General features: G+C 63.4%; 17 protein-coding genes. 12 read left to right on the top strand and 5 right to left on the bottom strand.

Annotation, left to right across the window (positions count from 1 at the left end; genetic code table 11):
• Positions 1 to 68: 68 nt before the first annotated feature.
• Positions 69 to 1,616 carry a sialate O-acetylesterase gene (locus HPY44_07485; protein ID NSW55836.1) on the bottom strand — a complete coding sequence of 516 codons (1,548 nt, stop codon included), beginning with the start codon at positions 1,614 to 1,616 and terminating at the stop codon, positions 69 to 71.
• A gap of 217 nt (positions 1,617 to 1,833) precedes the next feature.
• Here HPY44_07485 and HPY44_07480 point away from each other — a divergent pair, with 217 nt between their 5' ends.
• From HPY44_07480 to HPY44_07430, 11 genes are all read left to right on the top strand, one after another.
• Positions 1,834 to 3,234 (top strand): F0F1 ATP synthase subunit beta, encoded by a 1,401-nt coding sequence (locus tag HPY44_07480; protein ID NSW55835.1) that lies wholly within the window; start codon positions 1,834 to 1,836, stop codon positions 3,232 to 3,234.
• Complete coding sequence (locus tag HPY44_07475; protein NSW55834.1) at positions 3,224 to 3,622, top strand: F0F1 ATP synthase subunit epsilon; 399 nt, start codon at positions 3,224 to 3,226, stop codon at positions 3,620 to 3,622. The genes HPY44_07480 and HPY44_07475 overlap by 11 nt, the downstream gene beginning before the upstream one ends.
• Complete coding sequence (locus HPY44_07470; protein NSW55833.1) at positions 3,612 to 3,971, top strand: AtpZ/AtpI family protein; 360 nt, start codon at positions 3,612 to 3,614, stop codon at positions 3,969 to 3,971. The genes HPY44_07475 and HPY44_07470 overlap by 11 nt, the downstream gene beginning before the upstream one ends.
• Positions 3,964 to 4,260: an ATP synthase subunit I gene (locus HPY44_07465; protein NSW55832.1), complete on the top strand. Its 297-nt coding sequence runs from the start codon at positions 3,964 to 3,966 to the stop codon at positions 4,258 to 4,260. The genes HPY44_07470 and HPY44_07465 overlap by 8 nt, the downstream gene beginning before the upstream one ends.
• Positions 4,261 to 4,276: 16 nt before the next feature.
• Positions 4,277 to 4,978 (top strand): F0F1 ATP synthase subunit A, encoded by a 702-nt coding sequence (locus tag HPY44_07460; GenBank protein ID NSW55831.1) that lies wholly within the window; start codon positions 4,277 to 4,279, stop codon positions 4,976 to 4,978.
• Entirely contained in the window at positions 4,971 to 5,249 is a 279-nt protein-coding gene (locus tag HPY44_07455) for a F0F1 ATP synthase subunit C (GenBank protein ID NSW55830.1), read from the top strand. Before HPY44_07460 ends, HPY44_07455 begins: the two co-directional genes overlap by 8 nt.
• A 3-nt stretch (positions 5,250 to 5,252) precedes the next feature.
• Positions 5,253 to 6,065, top strand: coding sequence for a F0F1 ATP synthase subunit delta (locus HPY44_07450; GenBank protein NSW55829.1), 813 nt, complete (start codon positions 5,253 to 5,255; stop codon positions 6,063 to 6,065).
• A 35-nt stretch (positions 6,066 to 6,100) separates the two neighbouring features.
• A complete protein-coding gene (locus HPY44_07445; GenBank protein ID NSW55828.1) occupies positions 6,101 to 7,612 on the top strand; it encodes an alternate F1F0 ATPase, F1 subunit alpha in 1,512 nt (503 codons plus the stop codon).
• A gap of 88 nt (positions 7,613 to 7,700) precedes the next feature.
• Complete coding sequence (locus HPY44_07440; GenBank protein NSW55827.1) at positions 7,701 to 8,588, top strand: F0F1 ATP synthase subunit gamma; 888 nt, start codon at positions 7,701 to 7,703, stop codon at positions 8,586 to 8,588.
• A gap of 46 nt (positions 8,589 to 8,634) precedes the next feature.
• A complete protein-coding gene (locus HPY44_07435; protein ID NSW55826.1) occupies positions 8,635 to 11,337 on the top strand; it encodes an exo-alpha-sialidase in 2,703 nt (900 codons plus the stop codon).
• A gap of 75 nt (positions 11,338 to 11,412) precedes the next feature.
• Positions 11,413 to 12,444: a Gfo/Idh/MocA family oxidoreductase gene (locus tag HPY44_07430; protein ID NSW55825.1), complete on the top strand. Its 1,032-nt coding sequence runs from the start codon at positions 11,413 to 11,415 to the stop codon at positions 12,442 to 12,444.
• Between the two features lie 83 nt (positions 12,445 to 12,527).
• On the opposite strand, the gene HPY44_07425 is transcribed toward HPY44_07430, so the two are convergent.
• On the bottom strand, positions 12,528 to 14,468 hold the full coding sequence (locus HPY44_07425) for an FAD-dependent oxidoreductase (GenBank protein ID NSW55824.1): 1,941 nt from the start codon (positions 14,466 to 14,468) through the stop codon (positions 12,528 to 12,530).
• 44 nt (positions 14,469 to 14,512) lie between these two features.
• Positions 14,513 to 15,337 (bottom strand): hypothetical protein, encoded by an 825-nt coding sequence (locus HPY44_07420; protein ID NSW55823.1) that lies wholly within the window; start codon positions 15,335 to 15,337, stop codon positions 14,513 to 14,515.
• A 208-nt stretch (positions 15,338 to 15,545) separates the two neighbouring features.
• On the opposite strand from HPY44_07420, the gene HPY44_07415 reads away from it, so the two are divergent.
• A complete protein-coding gene (locus HPY44_07415) occupies positions 15,546 to 16,919 on the top strand; it encodes a 2-isopropylmalate synthase (protein ID NSW55822.1) in 1,374 nt (457 codons plus the stop codon).
• Between the two features lie 93 nt (positions 16,920 to 17,012).
• Here HPY44_07415 and HPY44_07410 read toward each other — a convergent pair whose 3' ends face one another.
• Both HPY44_07410 and HPY44_07405 read right to left on the bottom strand, forming a co-directional pair.
• Positions 17,013 to 17,879 carry a hypothetical protein gene (locus HPY44_07410; protein NSW55821.1) on the bottom strand — a complete coding sequence of 289 codons (867 nt, stop codon included), beginning with the start codon at positions 17,877 to 17,879 and terminating at the stop codon, positions 17,013 to 17,015.
• Between the two features lie 270 nt (positions 17,880 to 18,149).
• Positions 18,150 to 19,037, bottom strand: a complete 888-nt coding sequence (locus HPY44_07405) for a FecR domain-containing protein (protein NSW55820.1) — start codon at positions 19,035 to 19,037, stop codon at positions 18,150 to 18,152.
• Positions 19,038 to 19,114 lie beyond the last annotated feature (77 nt).

Below are 19,114 nucleotides of genomic sequence, written 5' to 3'. Positions count from 1 at the left end.
CATGACAGACGCGCGGCGACAATGGCCGATCGCAGGGCGCCGTGAATGCGTCTTGTCACCGCTATCCGTCACTTGTTGTTGATGGTCACACCGGGCCAGTCGTCTGTCCTGAATGGCGATGCGGGCAGGCCCGCGCCACTGTACAGGTTGCAGACAGGGTTATTCCCCCAACCGTAGCGCACGGCGACCGGCTTCGGTACGGTCTTCGAGGAGACAACCACCGTATCACCCTCGATAACTGCGTCAGCCCAATAGAACTTCCGGTCCTCTCCGGCAATGGCGAACCCGTTGACCGGCGCACAGGCGGGGGTCATCAGGCCATTGAAAGCGTATTTGAAGCGTATGCGGATCTTGTCGCCCTCCACGCTCATGGAGTCGTACAGGGGGCTGGAGAAGGCCACGTCCTTCCCATAGACGGCGCCCAGGGCCCACATGCTCAGGCGCTTGCCCACGTCCTGCTTATTCTTGGGGTGGATATCATTGGCTTCGCCGATCTCGATGGTCACCGCCATGCCGGTGTTCGGCAAGCTCAAGGCCATAGTCTGGGCTTCGCGAAGCTCCGCCCAGGCGCTGTTGGCCGGCTGGGGCTCCACGGCCATGTAATTGGCAAGCTGAACGAAGCCGAAGGGGAAGTCTCCGATCCCCCAGTCAGCCCGCCAGTTCTTGATCATCTCCGCGAAGAGCGTGCGGTACTGGTAGGCCCGCCCTGCGTTGGACTCGCCCTGGTACCAGATGGCCCCGCGGATACCGTAGTTCAGCAGCGGCGCGATCATGGCATTGTATAGATTCGCGGGACGGTGGGGGCTGTCGGCCCCCATGGGAGGGGTGGGCTTGCGAGGTGCGGCCTTGCCTTGAGCTTTCGCATCGGCAGCGGCCTTTTCCCAGGCGGGGATGGTCTCCTTGTTGTACTTCTCCAATGCCGCCGGGTAGTTCGCGAGCATGGCATCCCAGCGGTCGAGAATCGGCTTCAATTCCGGGACGGCCTGGAGCGCGGGCAGGCTGGTCCACGCTTCCGCAGGAGTGCCACCCCAGGAAGTGTTGATCAGTCCCACGGGCACGCCGAGGGCTTTGTGCAGGTCGCGGCCAAAGAAGTACGCCACCGCCGAGAACCCCGGCACGGTCTCGGGAGTGCACACATCCCAGCGGCCCTTGACGTCATCCAGCGGCTTGTCGGAGGTGACCCGGCTCACGGTAAAGAGCCGAAGGTTGGGATGGTCGGCCTCCAGTTCTTCGGCCACGTTATTGGTGCTGTTGCGCACGACCCAAGCCATGTTCGACTGCCCCGAACAGACCCAGACCTCGCCGATCATGATGTTCTTCAGGGCGATGGTGCTCTTGCCCGCGAACGTCAGTGTGTACGGACCTCCGGCCTTCATCGCTGCAAGACTGGTCTTCCAGGTGCCATCGGCGGCAGTCGTGACCTGGGCAGCGCAGCCGTTCAAAGAGACAGAGATGACCTCCCCCGGATCGGCCCAACCCCACAGGCGGATGGGCAGATCCCGCTGAAGGACCATGTTGTCACCAAGGATGGCCGGGAGCCTGACATCAGCCGCCCCCGGCAGTGTCGAAAGCAACGGTAGAAGTGCCACGAAATACAGCAACAATACGCGTCGCATCGAAATACGGACCTCTTTCGGACGGCGAGGTGTTCAGGATATGTGCACTACAACGCACCGGGCGCACCGCGTCTTGGTGCGTCTTTGTGCATTGTGGTTTCCTTGCCGCAGGCGAACCTCCTCCCTGTGAAGGGGATAGAGCGGACGGCGGCGAACTGTGTCGTCGGGCAGACTCACAGCCGGAGGTATTTGCGCGCGCCCTGTGCGCTGTGATTCCATGATATCGCATGAGAGAAACGGCCCGGAAAACATCGGTAGCGTCCTGCGCGTCCGTGGCAGCGTTGTAGACGTGCGGTTTCCCCACCGAATTCCCCCACTTAGAACCAGGCTGATAGCAGGAGACCGTGGTCACATCGTGATTGAAGTTGCTGCGCATGTTTCTTCGGACACGATCCGGGGCATCGCTCTGACGCTCACCCAGGGGCTGCAGCGCGGGGCCAAAGTGGTGGATACCGGCGAACCGATCACGGTCCCGGTAGGAGCGCAACTGCTGGGCCGGGCCTTCAATGTGTTCGGAGACGTGATCGACGGTGGCGGCGATCTCGAGGGCTTCGAGCAGCGTTCAATACATCAGTCCCCCGTGAGCTTGGCGGACCAGGCTACGCGCTCCGAACCTTTCCTGACCGGGATCAAGGCTATCGACATCCTCGCGCCACTGGAACGTGGCGGGAAGGCCGGGCTTTTCGGTGGAGCAGGTGTGGGCAAGACGGTGCTCATCACCGAACTCATCCACAATATCGTGGAGCAGCACCGGGGCGTCAGCATCTTCTGCGGTATCGGCGAGCGCTGCCGCGAGGCGGAAGAACTGTACCGCGAACTGAAGGACGCGGGAGTGCTGGACAACACGGTGATGGTTTTCGGCCAGATGAATGAGCCACCGGGCGCCCGGTTCCGAGTCGGCCATGCCGCACTCACCATGGCTGAGCACTTCCGTGACCGGGAGCGCCAGGATGTGCTCCTGCTGATCGACAATATCTTCCGGTTCATCCAGGCGGGCCAGGAAGTCTCCGGACTCATGGGCCAGTTGCCCTCGCGCGTGGGATACCAGCCCACCCTCGCCACCGATCTGGCAGAACTTGAGGAGCGCATCTGCAACACCCGCGCCGGCGCGATCACCTCGATCCAGGCAGTCTACGTTCCCGCCGACGACTTTACGGACCCTGCCGCCGTTCACACCTTCGGGCACCTGTCGGCATCGATCGTGCTGTCGCGCAAGCGGGCACGCGAGGGCCTCTACCCCGCCATCGACCCGCTCGATTCGACTTCCAACATGCTGACGCCCATCGGGGTGGGCAAGCATCACTACGAGACCGCTCAGGCGATCCGCGCAACTCTGGCGACGTACGAGGAGCTCAAGGACATCATCGCCATGCTGGGGCTGGAGGAGCTGTCAGAACGTGACCGGCGCACGGTATACCGCGCCCGGCGACTGGAGCGCTTCCTGACGCAGCCTTTTTTCACGACCACCCAGTTCACCGGCATGGAGGGCCGCTTCGTGGCGCTTGAGAACGCTCTCGAAGGCTGCCAGCGGATACTCAACGACGAGTTCAGCGACCGCCCCGAAAGGGTGCTGTACATGATCGGCGATATTGACGAGGCCGAGAAAGATGTTGCTTAGGGTCCTGGTGCCAACGCGGGTGCTGGTGGAGGAAGAGGTCACAAAGGTGATCGCCGAGGCCCTCAACGGATCCTTCTGCCTGCTGCCGCTCCATATCGATTTCGTCTCGGCGCTGGCGCCCGGGATACTGTCATACCACACGCGCGACGGGGAGGAGCATTTCGTGGCGGTCAATGAAGGCCTGCTGGTCAAGGCGGGCGAGGAGGTCACGATCTCCAGCCGGGAGGCGATCCCGGGCGATGATCTCGAAAGCCTTCGCGCCCTGGTGCAGAAGGAAGCCGCCGAAATGCAGGAACGCGAAGCATCCATGCGCGCCGCCCTGTCGAAGCTCACCACAAGTCTCGTACGGGGACTGCGCGAACTGGGAGATGCCGGGCATGAACGATGAACCCGGACGTCACAAGGAGGACGCGTCATTCACCGATGTGGTTGCCCGCAAGCAAGAGCGGAAGCTCTGGGCCCGCAGACACCGGCAGGAGAGCCTTTGGTTCGGGCTGGGGATGTTCGGACTAGTGGGCTGGTCGGTGAGCATACCCACGCTCATGGGCATCGCCATCGGGCTATGGCTGGACAGCCGCTTTCCCAGTCGGTTCTCCTGGACCCTCATGCTCCTGGCGGGAGGGCTCATGGTCGGCTGCATGAACGCCTGGTACTGGATCAGCCGCGAACGGGAAATCATCGAACGCTCGCGGGAAGATGAAGACCGCGGCGATGACGGGCATGATCTGGATGATTGATCTCCTGCGGATCGGGCTGGCCGCCGTGGCCGGGCTGGCACTGGGCGCCGCCTACTTCGTCGGCCTGTGGTGGACGGTGCGCAAGATCACGTCCCAGGATTCGCCGGGCATGCTGGTGCTGTTCAGCTTCCTGGTGAGGAACGTCGCGGTTGCGGCCGGGTTCGTTTTCGCATCCGGCGGAACGTGGCAGGGGCTTGCGGCCTGCCTGGCAGGTTTTGTGGTGGCCCGCGTCGTGATGGTGAGGCTACTCGCGGAGAGACTCTCGCCGCAAGCGCGAGATCGCATTTAGTGCGGAGGTGAGCAGCGTGCAGGTGACTCCCGATGACGTCATCTTCTGGCAGAGCGGCGCCATCACTATCAGCGCCACTCTCGTCTTCACCTGGGCGGTGATGGCCCTGCTGGTCGTCGGCTCGTGGCTGATCACGCGGCGTCTCACTCCCGAGGCAGAGATGAGCCCCGGCCAGAACATGCTGGAAGTCATTGTCGGCGCCATGCAAGCGCAGATCCGCGAGGTCAGCCGGCAGGACCCCGCCCCTTACCTGCCATTCATCGGAACGCTTTTCCTCTTCATCCTGACCTGCAACTTGCTCTCGGTCATCCCGGGCTACCAGGCCCCGACCGGGTCGCTCACGACAACGGCCGCCTTGGCCGCGTGCGTCTTTGTGGCCGTGCCCATCCACGGGATCAGCAAGCAGGGCCTTCGAGGCTATCTGCGCCAGTACCTCGAGCCAACCGTGGTGATGCTGCCCTTCAATATCTTCGGCGAACTCTCGCGCACCCTGGCGTTGGCGGTCAGGTTGTTCGGCAACGCGATGAGCGGGTCAATGATCGGAGGCATCCTCCTGTTGATCGCGCCGCTTTTCGTTCCCATCCTCGCACACGCCCTCGGACTGCTGACCGGCGCTGTCCAGGCGTATATATTCTCGATTCTCGCAATGGTGTACATCGGTTCGGCCACCCGGGCCCACGAACGCCGCCGGGACGACGAACCCAAAGGAGATGGTTGAGTTGGAAGGCAGCGAAATGGTCGCCTTTGCTTCCGCCCTGTCAGCAGGCATCGTCATGGGTCTGGGCGCGATTGGCCCCGGCATCGGGGAAGGTCGCGCGCTGGCATCTGCCCTGCAGGCAATTGCGCAGCAGCCGGACGAGGCCGACCGCATCACCCGCACTCTCTTCGTGGGCATGGCGATGGTGGAGTCCACCGGCATCTACGCCTTCGTCATCGCCATGATCCTGCTCTTTGCCAACCCGTTCTGGAAACACTTCACAGGCGGCTAAGCCATGCAGATAGACACGTTCACTTTCATCGCACAGATCGTCAACTTCCTCATCCTGGTGGCGCTCCTCAAGCGTTTCCTCTACGGCCCCATTGTGCGGATGATGGAGGAGCGGCAGGCGCTCATCAGCGCCAGACTGGACGAGGCCCGCGCGAAAGCCGAGAAGGCTGACAGCGCCCGGGAAGAGTACGAACAGAAGCGCCGGGAGCTTGACGAACAGACCCGTGGAATAATCGAAGCGGCTGAGGAACAGGCGGAAAGGCGCAGGGCCGAACTGCTTGACCGTGCGCGTGAGGAGGCCGACCGCGCCGCTCTGCGCTGGCAGCAGGCCATGGAACGCGAGCGTTCAGCGTTCGTCCGGGAGATACGTCGCCGCGCTGGTCTGCAGGTGGTGGAGATCGCCCGTAGAGCACTCAAGGAGATGGCCGACGCTGAACTGGAAAGCAGGGTAACCGCCCTGTTCGCACAACGGATAAGCCAACTTGAGCAGAACACCGTCGCCGAACTGTCCGAGCGTATGGTCCGCAGCGGACATGCACGCCTTGTCAGCGCTTTCGAGCTGAATGACAGCGACCGCAAAATGCTCGAGCGACTCATTGCCGAGCGTTTCGGGGAGGATGTCACCCTGTCCTTCGAGACGTCCCCGGACCTCATCTGCGGCCTGGAACTGCGCACCGACGGGCGAAAGGTCGTCTGGAGCGTGGACAGCTACCTGACCACCCTCGAGGAGGAGATCCTGCGGCTCATGGATGAAACCCCTGTCGCGAGCGAGACCACGGCTGAAGGCGCGCCCGAGAAGCCTGGAGGCGAGCAATGACCGGTGGCGAGACGCGGCCTGAGCGATTCCTCGACATGGTCATCGAGAGCACCGACGACGTGATAGGGGAGGTCGTCGAGCGATCGCGCCCGGAACTGGAATCGCTGGAGATCGGCATCGTGACCCAGGTGGGCCAGGGAGTTGCCCGGGTGGACGGACTTCCAAGCGTGGAGTCCGAGGAATTGGTGCGCTTCCCCGGCCGCCGCATGGGCATGGCGTTCAACCTTGACCCTGACGAGGTCGGCGTCATCCTGCTGGATGACAGCGAGCAGATCCGCGCGGGCGATGAGGTCCGCCGAACCGGGCGCCTGCTGGATGTTCCCGTTGGAGAAAGCCTGCTGGGGCGAGTCATCGACCCCCTGGGCAGGCCCCGCGACGGCGGAAGGCCGCTGCAGGCCCTGGAGCACCGGCTGGTGGAGCGCGAAGCCCCGCCGATCATGCACCGTGCCCCTGTCTCCGTACCCCTGCAGACCGGAATCAAGGCCATTGACGCGCTGATCCCCGTGGGAAGGGGCCAGCGCGAACTGATCCTGGGCGACCGCCAGACCGGGAAGTCCGCGATCGCGCTGGACACCATCATCAACCAGAAAGACACCGGCGTCCTGTGCATCTATTGCGCCATCGGCCAACGCACCGCGGCGGTGGCGCGGTTCGTGGCCGATCTGCAGGCTCGCGGGGGTATGGGCTACTGCCTGGTGGTCATGGCCTCCGGCGAAGACCCCCCCGGCCTGCAGTACGTCGCGCCCTATGCGGCGACCACCATGGGCGAGTATTTCATGGAGACAGGCCGCGACGTGCTGGTGATCTACGACGACCTGACGCGCCACTCCAGGGCTTACCGCGAGCTGTCCCTGCTCCTGCGCCGGCCGCCGGGACGCGAGGCCTTCCCCGGGGACATCTTCTACATCCACTCCCGACTGCTGGAACGCTCCACTCGCTTGCGTCCCGAGTATGGCGGCGGCTCACTCACCGCTCTGCCCATCGTCGAGACGGAAGCGCAGAATGTGGCCGCATACATCCCGACCAACCTCATCTCCATCACCGACGGGCAGATCTATCTGTCCCCCGACCTGTTCCAGAAGGGGTTTCTCCCCGCCGTGGATGTGGGGACATCCGTATCCCGGGTTGGTGGCAAGGCTCAACTGGCGGCCTTCAAGGACATCTCCGGCGAACTGCGCCTGTCCTACTCGCAGTTCGAGGAACTCGAGACCTTCGCCCGCTTCGGAACCCGTCTCGATGAGGACACCCGCCGCACACTGGAACGCGGCCGGCGGGTGCGCGAGGCACTCAAACAGCCCCAGTACGCGCCCGTCCCCGTGGAGGAGCAGATCGCTGTGCTGGTCTGCGTCACCCGCGGCGTGCTGGACGGAATCCCCCTGGACGGTATCGCGGATGCCGAGCAGGCGATCCGCCGCGCAGTGGTAACTCAACTGCCCGAGCTGTGCAAGCGTATCCGGCGGGGTGACAGGCTGACCGATCAAGACACGGCAAGCATAGTGAGCGCAGCCCGACAGGTGCTCGAGAAACAGCCACGAGACGATGAATGAAAACGGAGAGTGACTGCCGGCCCCAGGACCGCGAGGGATTGGGCGGGCACGATCACGTCATCGAAGCGAACTGACGCCGGGAGCGCAGATGGCCACCGCCCAGGAACTGAAGCGCAAAATACGCACGGCCCAGGACCTTCATTCCGTGGTCAAGACGATGAAGGCCCTGGCGGCTGTGAAGATGAACGAGATGCACGCGTCCGTCCGCGCCCTTGCGGAGTACAACCGCACGGTGAAGCTGGCCCTGCATGCCCTGCTGCGCAACCGACCGCCGGGAGCCTACGTAGAGAATCGGTCGCGAAGTAGAATCCCGGGCATCGTGGTCTTCGGCTCCGACCAGGGCATGTGCGGACAGTTCAACGAGGAGATCGTCCACCACAGTGTTCTTGAGGCCCGGAGCCTCAGCCCGGACGCCGAACCCGCGCTGGTCTGTGTCGGGTCGCGGGCCGCATCGCGCCTTGAGGATGAAGGGCTGGTGCCCGAGGCGCTCTTGCCGACCCCCGCATCCCTCCAGGGCACAGCGCCGCTGGTAGGCAGGCTGCTGCACATCATCCAGGACTGGCGGACTGAGCGGGGCATTGATCGGGTCGTGCTCTGCCACAATATGCTGCTGTCATCGGCCTCCTACCGCGCGCGAACCATGAACCTGCTGCCTCTGGACAGCGAATGGCTCGGGCTCCTGAAGGCCGACGAGTGGCCCTCGCGGTGTGTGCCCATATTCACGATGGACTGGGACATGCTCTTCGCGGCCACCGTGGAGCAGCATCTGGTGGTCTCACTCTACCGTGCTGCCACAGAATCACAGGCCAGCGAGAACGCCGCACGTCTCGCTTCAATGCAGGCGGCAGATCGGAATATCGAAGAACGCCTGGCCGAACTCTCAGCGGAGTACCACCACATCCGCCAGACCACGATCACCGAGGAGATACTCGACATCGTATCGGGGTTCGAGGCTCTCACCGGAGAAGGCCAGTAGCGCCCGGAGCTTCCGTGCGCCAGCCCATGGGAACGAGACTGGAGCCATGAACAGCCATCTCCCCGGTCTCCCGAGCGCCGCGCTGGTTGCGGCGCTCTTTGCCGTGACAGTGACTTGCGCCGCCCAACCTCAGCCTCTCAGGGGGAACTCCACCGTGAGCGGAACTGCCGCAAGCAGCGCCGTGTTCGTGGATGCCGGCAAGCCAGTCTGTGTGCGGGAGGAAGGCCGCCCCTGGGTGCGCGGCGGCGATTACCTCGAACTGCAGGGCGTGAACAATGTTCTCTGGGCAGGCAATGCCCTGGGCTGCGGCGACTTCCGCATTCGCGCGGAGTTGACCATCTTCGACCTTGACAAGAGCGCTGCCAGCTTCGTCATCGACGGAAAGAGCCATTTTGGCTTTGAGGGCGCTACCGGACAGATGTTCTTCAGCGGCCCGGTTTTCGGCCCGGGTACCCAGTTCGCCGAGGGTATCCAGAATGTTGTCCGCAACGGCGTGCCCTTCGTCTTCGAAGCCGTTCGCGAGGGTGACCGGTTGCGGTTCCTCATCGACGGCGCCCTGGTGCGAGCGGTGCAGTTCAGCGGCAACAGGCCCTTCGGCCAGTTCGGGCTCAGGCCCTGGCGCAGCCTCATGCGCGTTACCCATTTCTCGGCGACGGGTGATATCCGGCCGCTCCCCCCGCCGCGCACCCAGCCCACCAACTACACCATTCCCACCATTGATCTGTCCACCGAGAAGCACCGCCTGACAGTTGTGGAGCGCATTGAAGGCCAGTATCTGGGCCACCCTACCACTGTGCTCCTTGCCGACGGCAAGACCATCTACTGCACCTACCCGCTGGGTCATGGCGGCCCTTCGGCGGTCTTGAAACGCAGCGATGACGGCGGCCGCACCTGGAGCGAACGACTTCCGGTGCCCGACAACTGGGCCACAGCCACTAACTGCCCATGCCTGCACCGCATCATCGGTCCCGACGGCGTGGAGCGTCTCCTGATGATGGAAGGCAACGGGGCCATGAGGCAGTCGGTGTCTCTCGATCTTGGGAAGACGTGGACGCCGCTGGAGCCCAACGGCCTGCATTGCGTGGTGGCGCCCATCACCATCGTCCCTATATCCGGGGGGCGGCACCTGTGCGTCTATCACCGCGGACCCAATGATTGCGACCGCTCCCCGCTCACCATCTGGCAGAGCGTCTCCGAGGACGGCGGCCTCACCTGGGGCCCCGAGCGAATGATCGCCGAGTTCGAAGGCGCCGACCTGTGCGAGCCCGCGCTCGTTGTGTCACCCGACGGCCGACAGATCGCCATGGTCATGCGCGAAAACGCGCGCCGCTACAATTCCATGCTCTGCGTCACCGATGACGAGGGCGAGACGTGGAGCAGGCCCGTGGAGCTTCCCGCGAGCCTCACCGGGGACCGCCACATGCCCCGCTATGCTGCCGATGGCCGACTGGTGATGACATTCCGCGACGTCGCCCAGACCAGCCCTACCGCGGGCGACTTCGTGGGGTGGGTGGGCACCTATGAGGACCTGGTCAACCTGCGTGAAGGCCAGTATCGAGTGCGGTTCTACAACAGCCCCGTGAAGTACGACCTCGGCTACCCCGGCCTGGAACTCCTGTCGGACGGCACACTGGTGACCACCACATACATTGTCCTGGCCGAGGGCGAGAAGCACTCTGTTGCCGCGTGGCACTTTACGCTGGACGAACTGGACCGCAAGACCGCCTTGCTTCCGCGCGAGCGTCCCCTATTCGTATCGGGCACGGAAGACACACACACCTTCCGCATCCCGTCTCTGCTGGTCACCGCGAAAGGCACGATCCTGGCTTTCTGCGAGGCCCGGCGCGAGAGCTCTGCGGACTTCGGCAACATCGACATGGTGCTCAAACGCAGCCTTGACAATGGAGAGACCTGGGGCCCCATGCAAGTGCTCGCCGACGACGAGCGCAACACCATGGGCAACCCCTGCCCGGTGCAGGACAGGAAGTCGGGCGATGTGATCCTGCTCCTGTGCCGAAACAACCAGCGTGTATTCTTGATGCGAAGCGCTGATGAGGGCGCAAACTTCTCGCCGCTGCAGGAGATCACGAATCAGGTCAGGCAGGTGGACTTCGACTGGACCCGCGTAGCAACCGGCCCGGGGAACGGCATTCAGACCCGTTCCGGCCGTCTGGTCATCCCCATGTGGTACATGGGCGGCGAGATGGGCAAAGAGACCCAGGAATACCGTTCCGGCGTGATCTTCAGCGATGACGGCGGCATCACCTGGACCCCGGGCCCGACCATCCGTCCCCTCTTCAAGGACTGCAACGAGTGCGAGGTGGTGGAAACCACCGGCGGTCGACTGTGCCTGAACATGCGGACCAATAGCGGGACAAACCGGCGCGCTATTGCCTGGAGCGACGACGGCGGACAGTCCTGGTCCGATCCGGTCCTGGATGAAAGGCTGCTAGAGCCGGTATGCGACGCAAGTTTGATAGCTACGGATACGCCCCAGGGCCCGCTCTGGCTCTTCGCCAACTGCGCCAGTCTCAAGCGCACCAATGAAACCATCCGCGCCAGCCGTGACGAAGGGCAGACCTGGCCCATCGAGAAGGTTCTCTTTCCCGGCCATTCCGCCTACCCGTGCCTGGCGCGACTTGCCGACGGAACCTTCGCCTGCCTGTATGAACGCGGCGAGCACCACCCCTATGAGAGCCTGACTTTCGCGCGATTCACACTGGAATGGCTGGAGGACGGAGCGCAGTAGCGGCGAATTGGACAGACGAAGAGCTGGGCAGCTAATCACGCGGGCTTCTCAAGGTCCGCTCGGAAGGTGAGCACATTGTCAGAGCCCATCAGGATTGGTCTCGTCGGCCTGGGACGCGCGGGTTGGGGGATGCACTGCAAGGAGCTTGAGGGCAAGACCGACAAGTTCACGCTTGTGGCCGCCTGCGACATCATCCCCGAGCGCTGCAAGCGCTTCGAGGAGACTTACGGCGGACGCAGCTACGAGAGCGTGCGCGACCTCATCAATGATCCCGAAGTGGAACTGGTGGACATCGCCACCCGCTCAAATGACCACTACGCTCACGGCATCATGGCCCTCGAAGCCGGTAAGATGGTCTTCATGGAAAAGCCCATGTGCCTGACTTTCGAGGAGGCTAAGAGCCTGCGGGCCACCTCCGAGCGCACCGGCTCGAAGCTCTTCGTGCGGCACAACCGGCGCTTCGAACCGGCGTTCCTCGTGATCCGCGAGATTATCGCTTCGGGCAAACTGGGCGATGTGCATGAGGTGAAGCTGGCCCGGGTCAGCTACCAGCGCCGCGACGACTGGCAGACCATCATGGAGTTCGGCGGCGGACAGCTTCTCAACTGGGGTCCGCACATCGTGGACCACGCCTGCCAGCTGCTGGGCGCGCCCATCGCCTCCATGTGGAGCGACCTCAAACGCGTCGCGGCCGTTGGCGACGCCGAAGACCACCTCAAGATCATTCTCAAGGGCGAGAATGGCCGAATCGTGGACCTGGAAATCAGCGGCGGAGCGGCCCTTGGGGCGCCGGAGTACCTGATCTGGGGCAGCCGCGGCGCCCTCACCTGCACCGGCGACACAATCCAGCTGAAGTACCTGGACCCGTCCGTCGCCCTGCCTGAACGCACTGCGGACCCCGGCACTCCGGGTGAGGGTTTCGGCAGCCCGGAGAAGCTCCCTTGGATTGAGGAGACCATCCAGGCCAGCCACCCGAAGGCCTGGGCGATATGGGACGAGCTCTACAGCGCAATCCGCGAGGGCACCCAGTTCCCGGTCACACTCGACGAGGCGGTTCAGAACATGTGGGTCATCTCCCAAGCCAAGCTGGGGACCCAGTTCGAGTAGCATCCGTCCAATATCGATAAACCAAGCCGGGCGCGACGACAGCTGTCGCGCCGGGCTTGTATCACCGCCGTACTGGACGGGGCTCAGAACTGCACGAACTTTTCCTTCTTCGCCCCGCAGACGGGACACTTGTGTGGGGCCTCGCCTTCGAGGGTGCAGCCGCATACCGAGCAGACGTTGATGATGCCCAGGTCCACATCGCGGCCCGCATCCACAGCTTCCTTGGCCTTCAGATAGAACTCGTGGTGCTGCTTTTCTGCCTCATAGGCGTTGCCGAAACTCTGGTGAGCCTCGAACTCTTCCTGGTCCTCCGCAACGATCATGAAAGCCGGGTACATTTCCTCAACCTCGAAGTTTTCCCCATAGGCTGCCTCGGACAGGTTCTCGGCGGTACTGCCGATGCCGCCCAGGACATCGAGATGCGAGGACGCATGGACCTGCTCCGCGAAGGATGCCGCCCGGAACAGCCGGGCCACGTTGGACTTGCCCTCCTCTGCGGCCTTCACCGCGAAGTTGAGGTACTTCATATGGGCCTGGCTCTCACCGGCGAATGCCGCTTTCACGTTCTCTTCCGTCATCTTGCGCATGGTCCCGGCCTCCTCCTGTGGCGGTTCGGGGCCGCCTTGCTTGTTTTCGCCCTCGTTGGGGCCTTTCGGCGCGGGAGTAGCCTGCTCCGCGCCGGGCTGTATGGGTGATGTGCTCTCTCGAATCTCGTCCTCGATCTTTCTCGAATCGCTCAGGTCTCCAACCAGACAAGCGCCCACCAGCACGCCATCCCGGCGGACAAGCTTGCGGTACGTGCGCTTATCCATATCCACGCTGACCTCGACCTCAAATGCGCTCTCGTCGGCGGGATTGGAGATGCCGATGGCGCAGAATGGAAGCCCAGCGGCAAGCTGAAAGTTCGCGGCCACTGCGCCCGGGTATTCCCCTTCGCCTCCGGCCATGTAGATACCCGCATAGTCACCCTGTTCCGAAGAGTTGCGCCAGGAGGTGTTGACGCGGTTCTCGTTCCAGACCTGGTCGTAAGCCTGGGCTACATCGCCAGCGGCGTAGATCGATGGGTCACTGGTCTGGAACCGCCGGTTCACGACGATTCCGCGGTCCACCTCAAGTCCGGCTTCGCGCGCAAGATCGACGCGTGGCCTAACTCCGACCGCGACGCCCACCAGGTCGCACTCAATGGTTCTCCCACCCTTTGTTCTGACCGCCGAAACTCGTCCGTCCCTGGACTCGAACCTCTCGACTTCGTCCTCCAGGATCACCTCAACGCCCCAACCGGCCAGGGCGCGTTCGATGACCTCCCCGGCTTTCTCATCCAGCGCCGGCGCGCCGATGCGCGCTTCCCTGACCAGGTGCGTCGTGGGTATCTTGCGCATGTGGAAGGCCCGAATGAACTCCAGCCCCAACAGACCGCCGCCCACAACCACCGCATGGGTCGCATCCCCGGCTGCTTGTGCGATGCGTTCGGCATCCGCAAAGGTGCGGAAGTACGCGATGCCATCCGCGTCCGAACCGGGCCAGGGGATCTGAATCGGGCTTGATCCCGTGGCAAGAAGGAGCGCGTCGTAGGGGTACGTCGAGCCGTCCGAACAGGAGACTGTCTTCGCCACCCGGTCGATGCTCTCCGCCACGACTCCCTTGACGATCTCGAGCCCCTCGTCGTCGAAATGGGCGCCCGTTGACAGGCAATCCTCGCGGTCCATACCGCCGATGAAGTCGGGCAGGATGGGCCTGGCGTAGAGCCCCACATGCTCTTCCGACAGGATCGTGATCGTGGCATCGGGGTCCATCGCCGAAAGCGCCTGGGCCGCGGTGCGTCCTGCTGCGCTGTTGCCGATGATCAGGTACCTGAAGCCCTCGGGGCGCTCTTCGATTATCTGAATGCGTCGGTAGCGGCGCTTCGGGTCCGCCTCACGGCGCTCGAAGGCCGTGAAAGGCGCGCCGCAGCTGGGGCAGGCATCCGGAGGAGCCGGCCCCTTGTGGATATAACCACAGACACTGCAGATCCATCGATCGTTCATATCCCACACCCCGCTTGCAGTCATTTCGCACCCGTGCGCGGTAGTCAGTCCTTCTTCAGTGCCGCCTTGCTGCGCGTGTACTGCAGTTCGACTTCCGGCCCCCTCCAGCTCTGCTCGATACACTGCCGCGCAATGCGGATATCCTCCTCGGCTTCCTGGACGCTCATCATCCCGATGACCACCGTATCAATGGGTTTGATATTACCGTATACGAAGGCCAGGCCTGTGGGGGGCATGATCCTCCCGGCCCCAAGCGGCTTGATGCTCACCACGGGCTTGGGCGTTCCCTGGATGATATTGCGCTCCCAGTCGGTCTCGATGGCGCACAGGAACCCGATGGAGTTGAAAATCTGCACATAACCGGCGCAGTCGTAGCCGGCGCGATCCGACACGATGACCGTCTCCGGACGGTGGGTGCTCCAACCGGGGATCATGCCCTTTTTGCGGATGTACTCCAGCGCCTCAGGGCCCTCGTGGATGCGGTTCTCGCTGGCGAGTACGCGCACGTCGGTCCAGCTTGTGTGGGGCCAGCAGAACTCGCAACCAAGATCGGCGGCCTCATCCACGCCGCGCTTGAGGTCATCCAGCGTCGCCCCGGCCGGTGTGGCGATGTAGTTGATGTGGACCCCGGTGTCTTTCTCGACCTGCTCCATGATCTCTTTGTAGTCTTTGCGCTGGATAGCGATGGTCGCGTTCAGGCCCTGTTCGGCGCAGTAACGCATGACCTCGTAGATGCGCTCTGGTGTGAAATGCTGCCGGAGCCAGTTATCGCGCGCACTGCTAAAATGGGAGAAACCGTGGAAAGTGTTACTGCCGATCATCAGTCGAGAGATCTCGATGCCGCCGATATTCGTTGTCGGGAAAGACATGTGCTTTGCAGGCTCCTGTGTATACGTGCTATAATCCGGCACATATCGCGTGGCCAGTACTATAACACATTTACGCTTCCGGTTGGCGCCCATTTGCAGCAGCGACCCCACCAAGCACACCAGGTCCCTCGCGCGGTGTCGTTTGTGCAACCTGCCGTCTTTGCCCGCCTGTTGGCCGGGCCGAATCTCGTCGGCTGGAGGAAGGCGCATGCCTCACTACAATCCCGCTACGAATCTCCTGGAGGAGGAATACTACCACTACGAGTTGCAGGACGTGGACGAGCCACAGCTATACAGGGATGTGTTCCCCTACCATGACGTGCCGCGCATCGTGTTCAACCATCGCCAGGTGCCGATGAACCCGCCGGCGCAGATCTATATCAGCGACACCACCTTCCGCGACGGTCAGCAGTCCCGGCCGCCTTTCACACCTGCGCAGATCGTGGCCATCTATGACATGCTCAACCGCCTGAGTGGGCCGAAGGGCATCATCCGGGCCTGCGAATTTTTCGTTTACACTGAGCGCGATCGCGAAGCTCTCCGGCTTTGCCAGGAGCGGGGCTACGAGTTCCCGCAAGTCACGAGCTGGATCCGGGCATCTCGCAAGGACTTCCAGCTTGTGCGCGAGTTGGGCATCAAGGAAACCGGGATGCTCACCTCCTGCTCCGACTACCACATCTTCCACAAGCTCAACATGAAGCGCTCCGAGGCCATGGACAACTACCTGGCGGTAGTGAAGATGGCTCTGGAGGAGGGCATCATCCCCCGCTGCCATCTCGAGGACATAACCCGGGCCGACTTCTACGGCTTCGTCATCCCCTTCGTGCGCGAATTGATGAAGCTGTCCGAGGAAGCGAAGACGCCCATCAAGGTGCGCGCCTGCGACACCTTGGGCTTTGGCGTCACTTATCCGGGCGTCGCATTGCCCCGCAGCGTCCGCGGGATCATCTACGGCCTGCGCTTCCTGGGCGGCGTCCCCGCGGACTGCCTCGAATGGCACGGGCACAATGACTTCTACAATGGCCTGGTCAACGCTACCACTGCCTGGCTCTACGGATGCGGCGTGGCCAACGGCACCTGTCTGGGCATCGGAGAGCGCACCGGCAACACCCCGGTGGAAGCGCTCGCCATCGAGTACTGCGCCCTGCGGGGAACCAACGACGGGATGGACTTGTCGGTTATCACCGAGATCGCCGACTATTTCGCGCGGGAAATCGGCATGTGCATCCCGGATAACCAACCCTTCGTGGGCGCAAACTTCAACGTCACCAAGGCCGGCATCCACGCCGATGGGCTGTACAAGGACGAGGAGATCTACAACATCTTCGACACCGCCAAAATCCTCAACCGTCCGCCGGGGGTTGCGGTCACCGACAAGTCCGGCCTCGCCGGGATTGCCCAGTGGATCAATGTCTGGTATCGGCTGGAGGGTGACGCCCGTATATCCAAGGATCATCCCGGCGTCCAGCAGATCAAGGAACTCATCGATGAGCAATACGCATCGGGCCGGGTAACACAGGTTTCGGACCAGGAGATGGTCCAGCTTGCAGCCCAGTTCGTGGGCATCGGGCCGGACCAGTAGCTCCCCGGCATCGAAACGACCCTCCGCAAGCCATAACGGCGCGCTCCTGCCACAGGGGCGCGCCGTTCGCTTTGCCGGGAGACGCAAACAAACTCACAGCGGCGCGATCCGCAGCCGGAAGGTCACGATACCCGGCGACCCTTCCCCGAGATTGAAGGCCAAGTAGTCGTACCAGGGGCGCCGCGACCCGGCCGTGACGCTCACCAGCGTGGAAGCCGCATACTCCACCACCAGCGCCTGCCCCTCGCCGGCCGGGGCCACTCGCATTTGTCCCGTGCCCTGGGCGGGAACGGGCAGAATCTCGCCGGCCGTAGCATCTCCCGCCCCCGGCACTGTAAGCGACGAACCTTTGACTACACTCGTCGCCAGGTAGATCGGCCCTGGCGAGGCGGGCAGTGCGCGCGCGTCCCAGGTGACCTCCAGGCAGTCGCTGTCCCCAGCCAGGCGGACGGTCATGTTCGCGACCCCACCCAGTGCTCTGCCGGAGTAGACGGCAGCAACTTCCTCGCCCGGCCGGGGCATGGTGCTGTGATGCCACTCGTCGAACCCCGCCCAGACCAGCCCGAAGGGGTGATCGCCGGGCACCAGCGCATCCGGGCCGACTGCATGGCTGAACAGGCTCGCGACGCACCCGGACGGCCCAATCACTTCCGCGCGCAGGAAGGGGTTTTCCAGGCACGTGACATCCAGTGCGCGTACGCCGTCGGGGTATGGAACCGAGCGGCGCTCAAGGAACGCCAGGGCGCCTCGGCCCAGTCGGATCGGCACGTCTTTCCGAACTGGAACATCTCCCGCCGACCCGCGAATCACCAGCTTCCCTGTGGTCATCGCCACGCATGTGTGAGAGCACGAGAAGACAAGGGCGGTCTCGCGCCAGACCCCCTGTTCAGTGAGTTCCAGCGTCTGCGGATCAGACACCCGGTACCCCGAGTCGGCCATCCCGGGGGGTGTGTCGATCACCGCGCGGCATCTCAGCGAAATTGCCGCTGGGGTCAGGGCGCGGGCACGGATCACCAGCTGGACCGGCTGCTGGGGTGTGGGGAAAAGCGAGAGGTGTGCGCCGGGAACCTGTATCTCGACGAGGTCACCCGGAGCGGTCTGACAGTGCCCCGGGTAAGTACAGAAGATGAAACAAGAAATGCACGCGCCCAAAAGTCGGCGCATCTGGCGGAACATTGCGCCCCCCGTGCTCGAGACGGTGGACCGCGCCGGTCCTGTGGCTGGGATGGATTACCGAGTCAGCTTGCGCACCACGACGCTCTCGAAGCCCTTCTCATCGCGCGCCCGGACTTCGATCCGTACCGGCTCCGTCCCGTGGGGCAGTGGTAGGTCCGTCTCGAATCTGCCGTTGATCTTCACGGCCACCGGATGACCATTGACGGTCACCTGGGCCCCACGCTCCGCCGTGCCGCTGACGTGAACAGACTGGGCCCCCGCGGGCATTCGGTCTCCGATGGGCTTGTCGACGGTCAGCGCGGGCCGGGCCACATCCGCGACCGACTTCCACTGGGCCTGGTCCGCGTCGCTCTGCTCAAGTACCGCTGGGGTAGCGTCGCGGCCGACTTCCGCTATCTGATCGGCCCGGACCGCAACATCACCCTCGTCGGTCACGACGTCAACCTGTCCCCGCAGCACTGAGACGCTGGTGGACCCGTCTTCCGCCACGGCGACCGAGAAGATCGTTCCGCGCACCGCAGCGGTCGCGGTTGGGGTGCTGATCTCGAACTTCGACCGCTGTGACAGCCGCTTGAGCACGCGCACCCATACACGCCCCAGGTCCAGCTTGAACAGGTAGCTCTCGCTGGATCGCGCACGATTCACCTGACACTTGAGCACCTGCATGGTGGTGTTCGGGCCCACCTTGATTCGTGACCCGTCCACCCAATTGAGCATAAGCTCGCCATCAGACCCGGTCTTGATGACGGTGCCGGCCATGACCCGTTTCGTGTCGCCAAGGTTCACGAAGGCATTGCTGCCCTGAGGGCGAATACTGATCGCGCCGGTAGGGTTCGTGATTGCGGCGACACGCTGGACGACCAGGAGAGACTCCAGCATAAACATGCTGATGGCCGCAAGTATCGCCAAGCTTATGATGAGTACAAGGGACGCTCTTCGCATATGATGTTTGACCCAGCCCTCCTGGGTGTTGCTTTGACGAACCCAATATGCGCAGAAACGTGCGTTCGCTTGTCAGC

The organism is Armatimonadota bacterium (genome assembly GCA_013314775.1).
Classification (GTDB): Bacteria; Armatimonadota; Zipacnadia; order Zipacnadales; family JABUFB01; genus JABUFB01.
The sequence above is the reverse complement of the archived record's forward strand: the minus strand, read 5'-3'. Positions and strand labels throughout refer to the sequence as shown.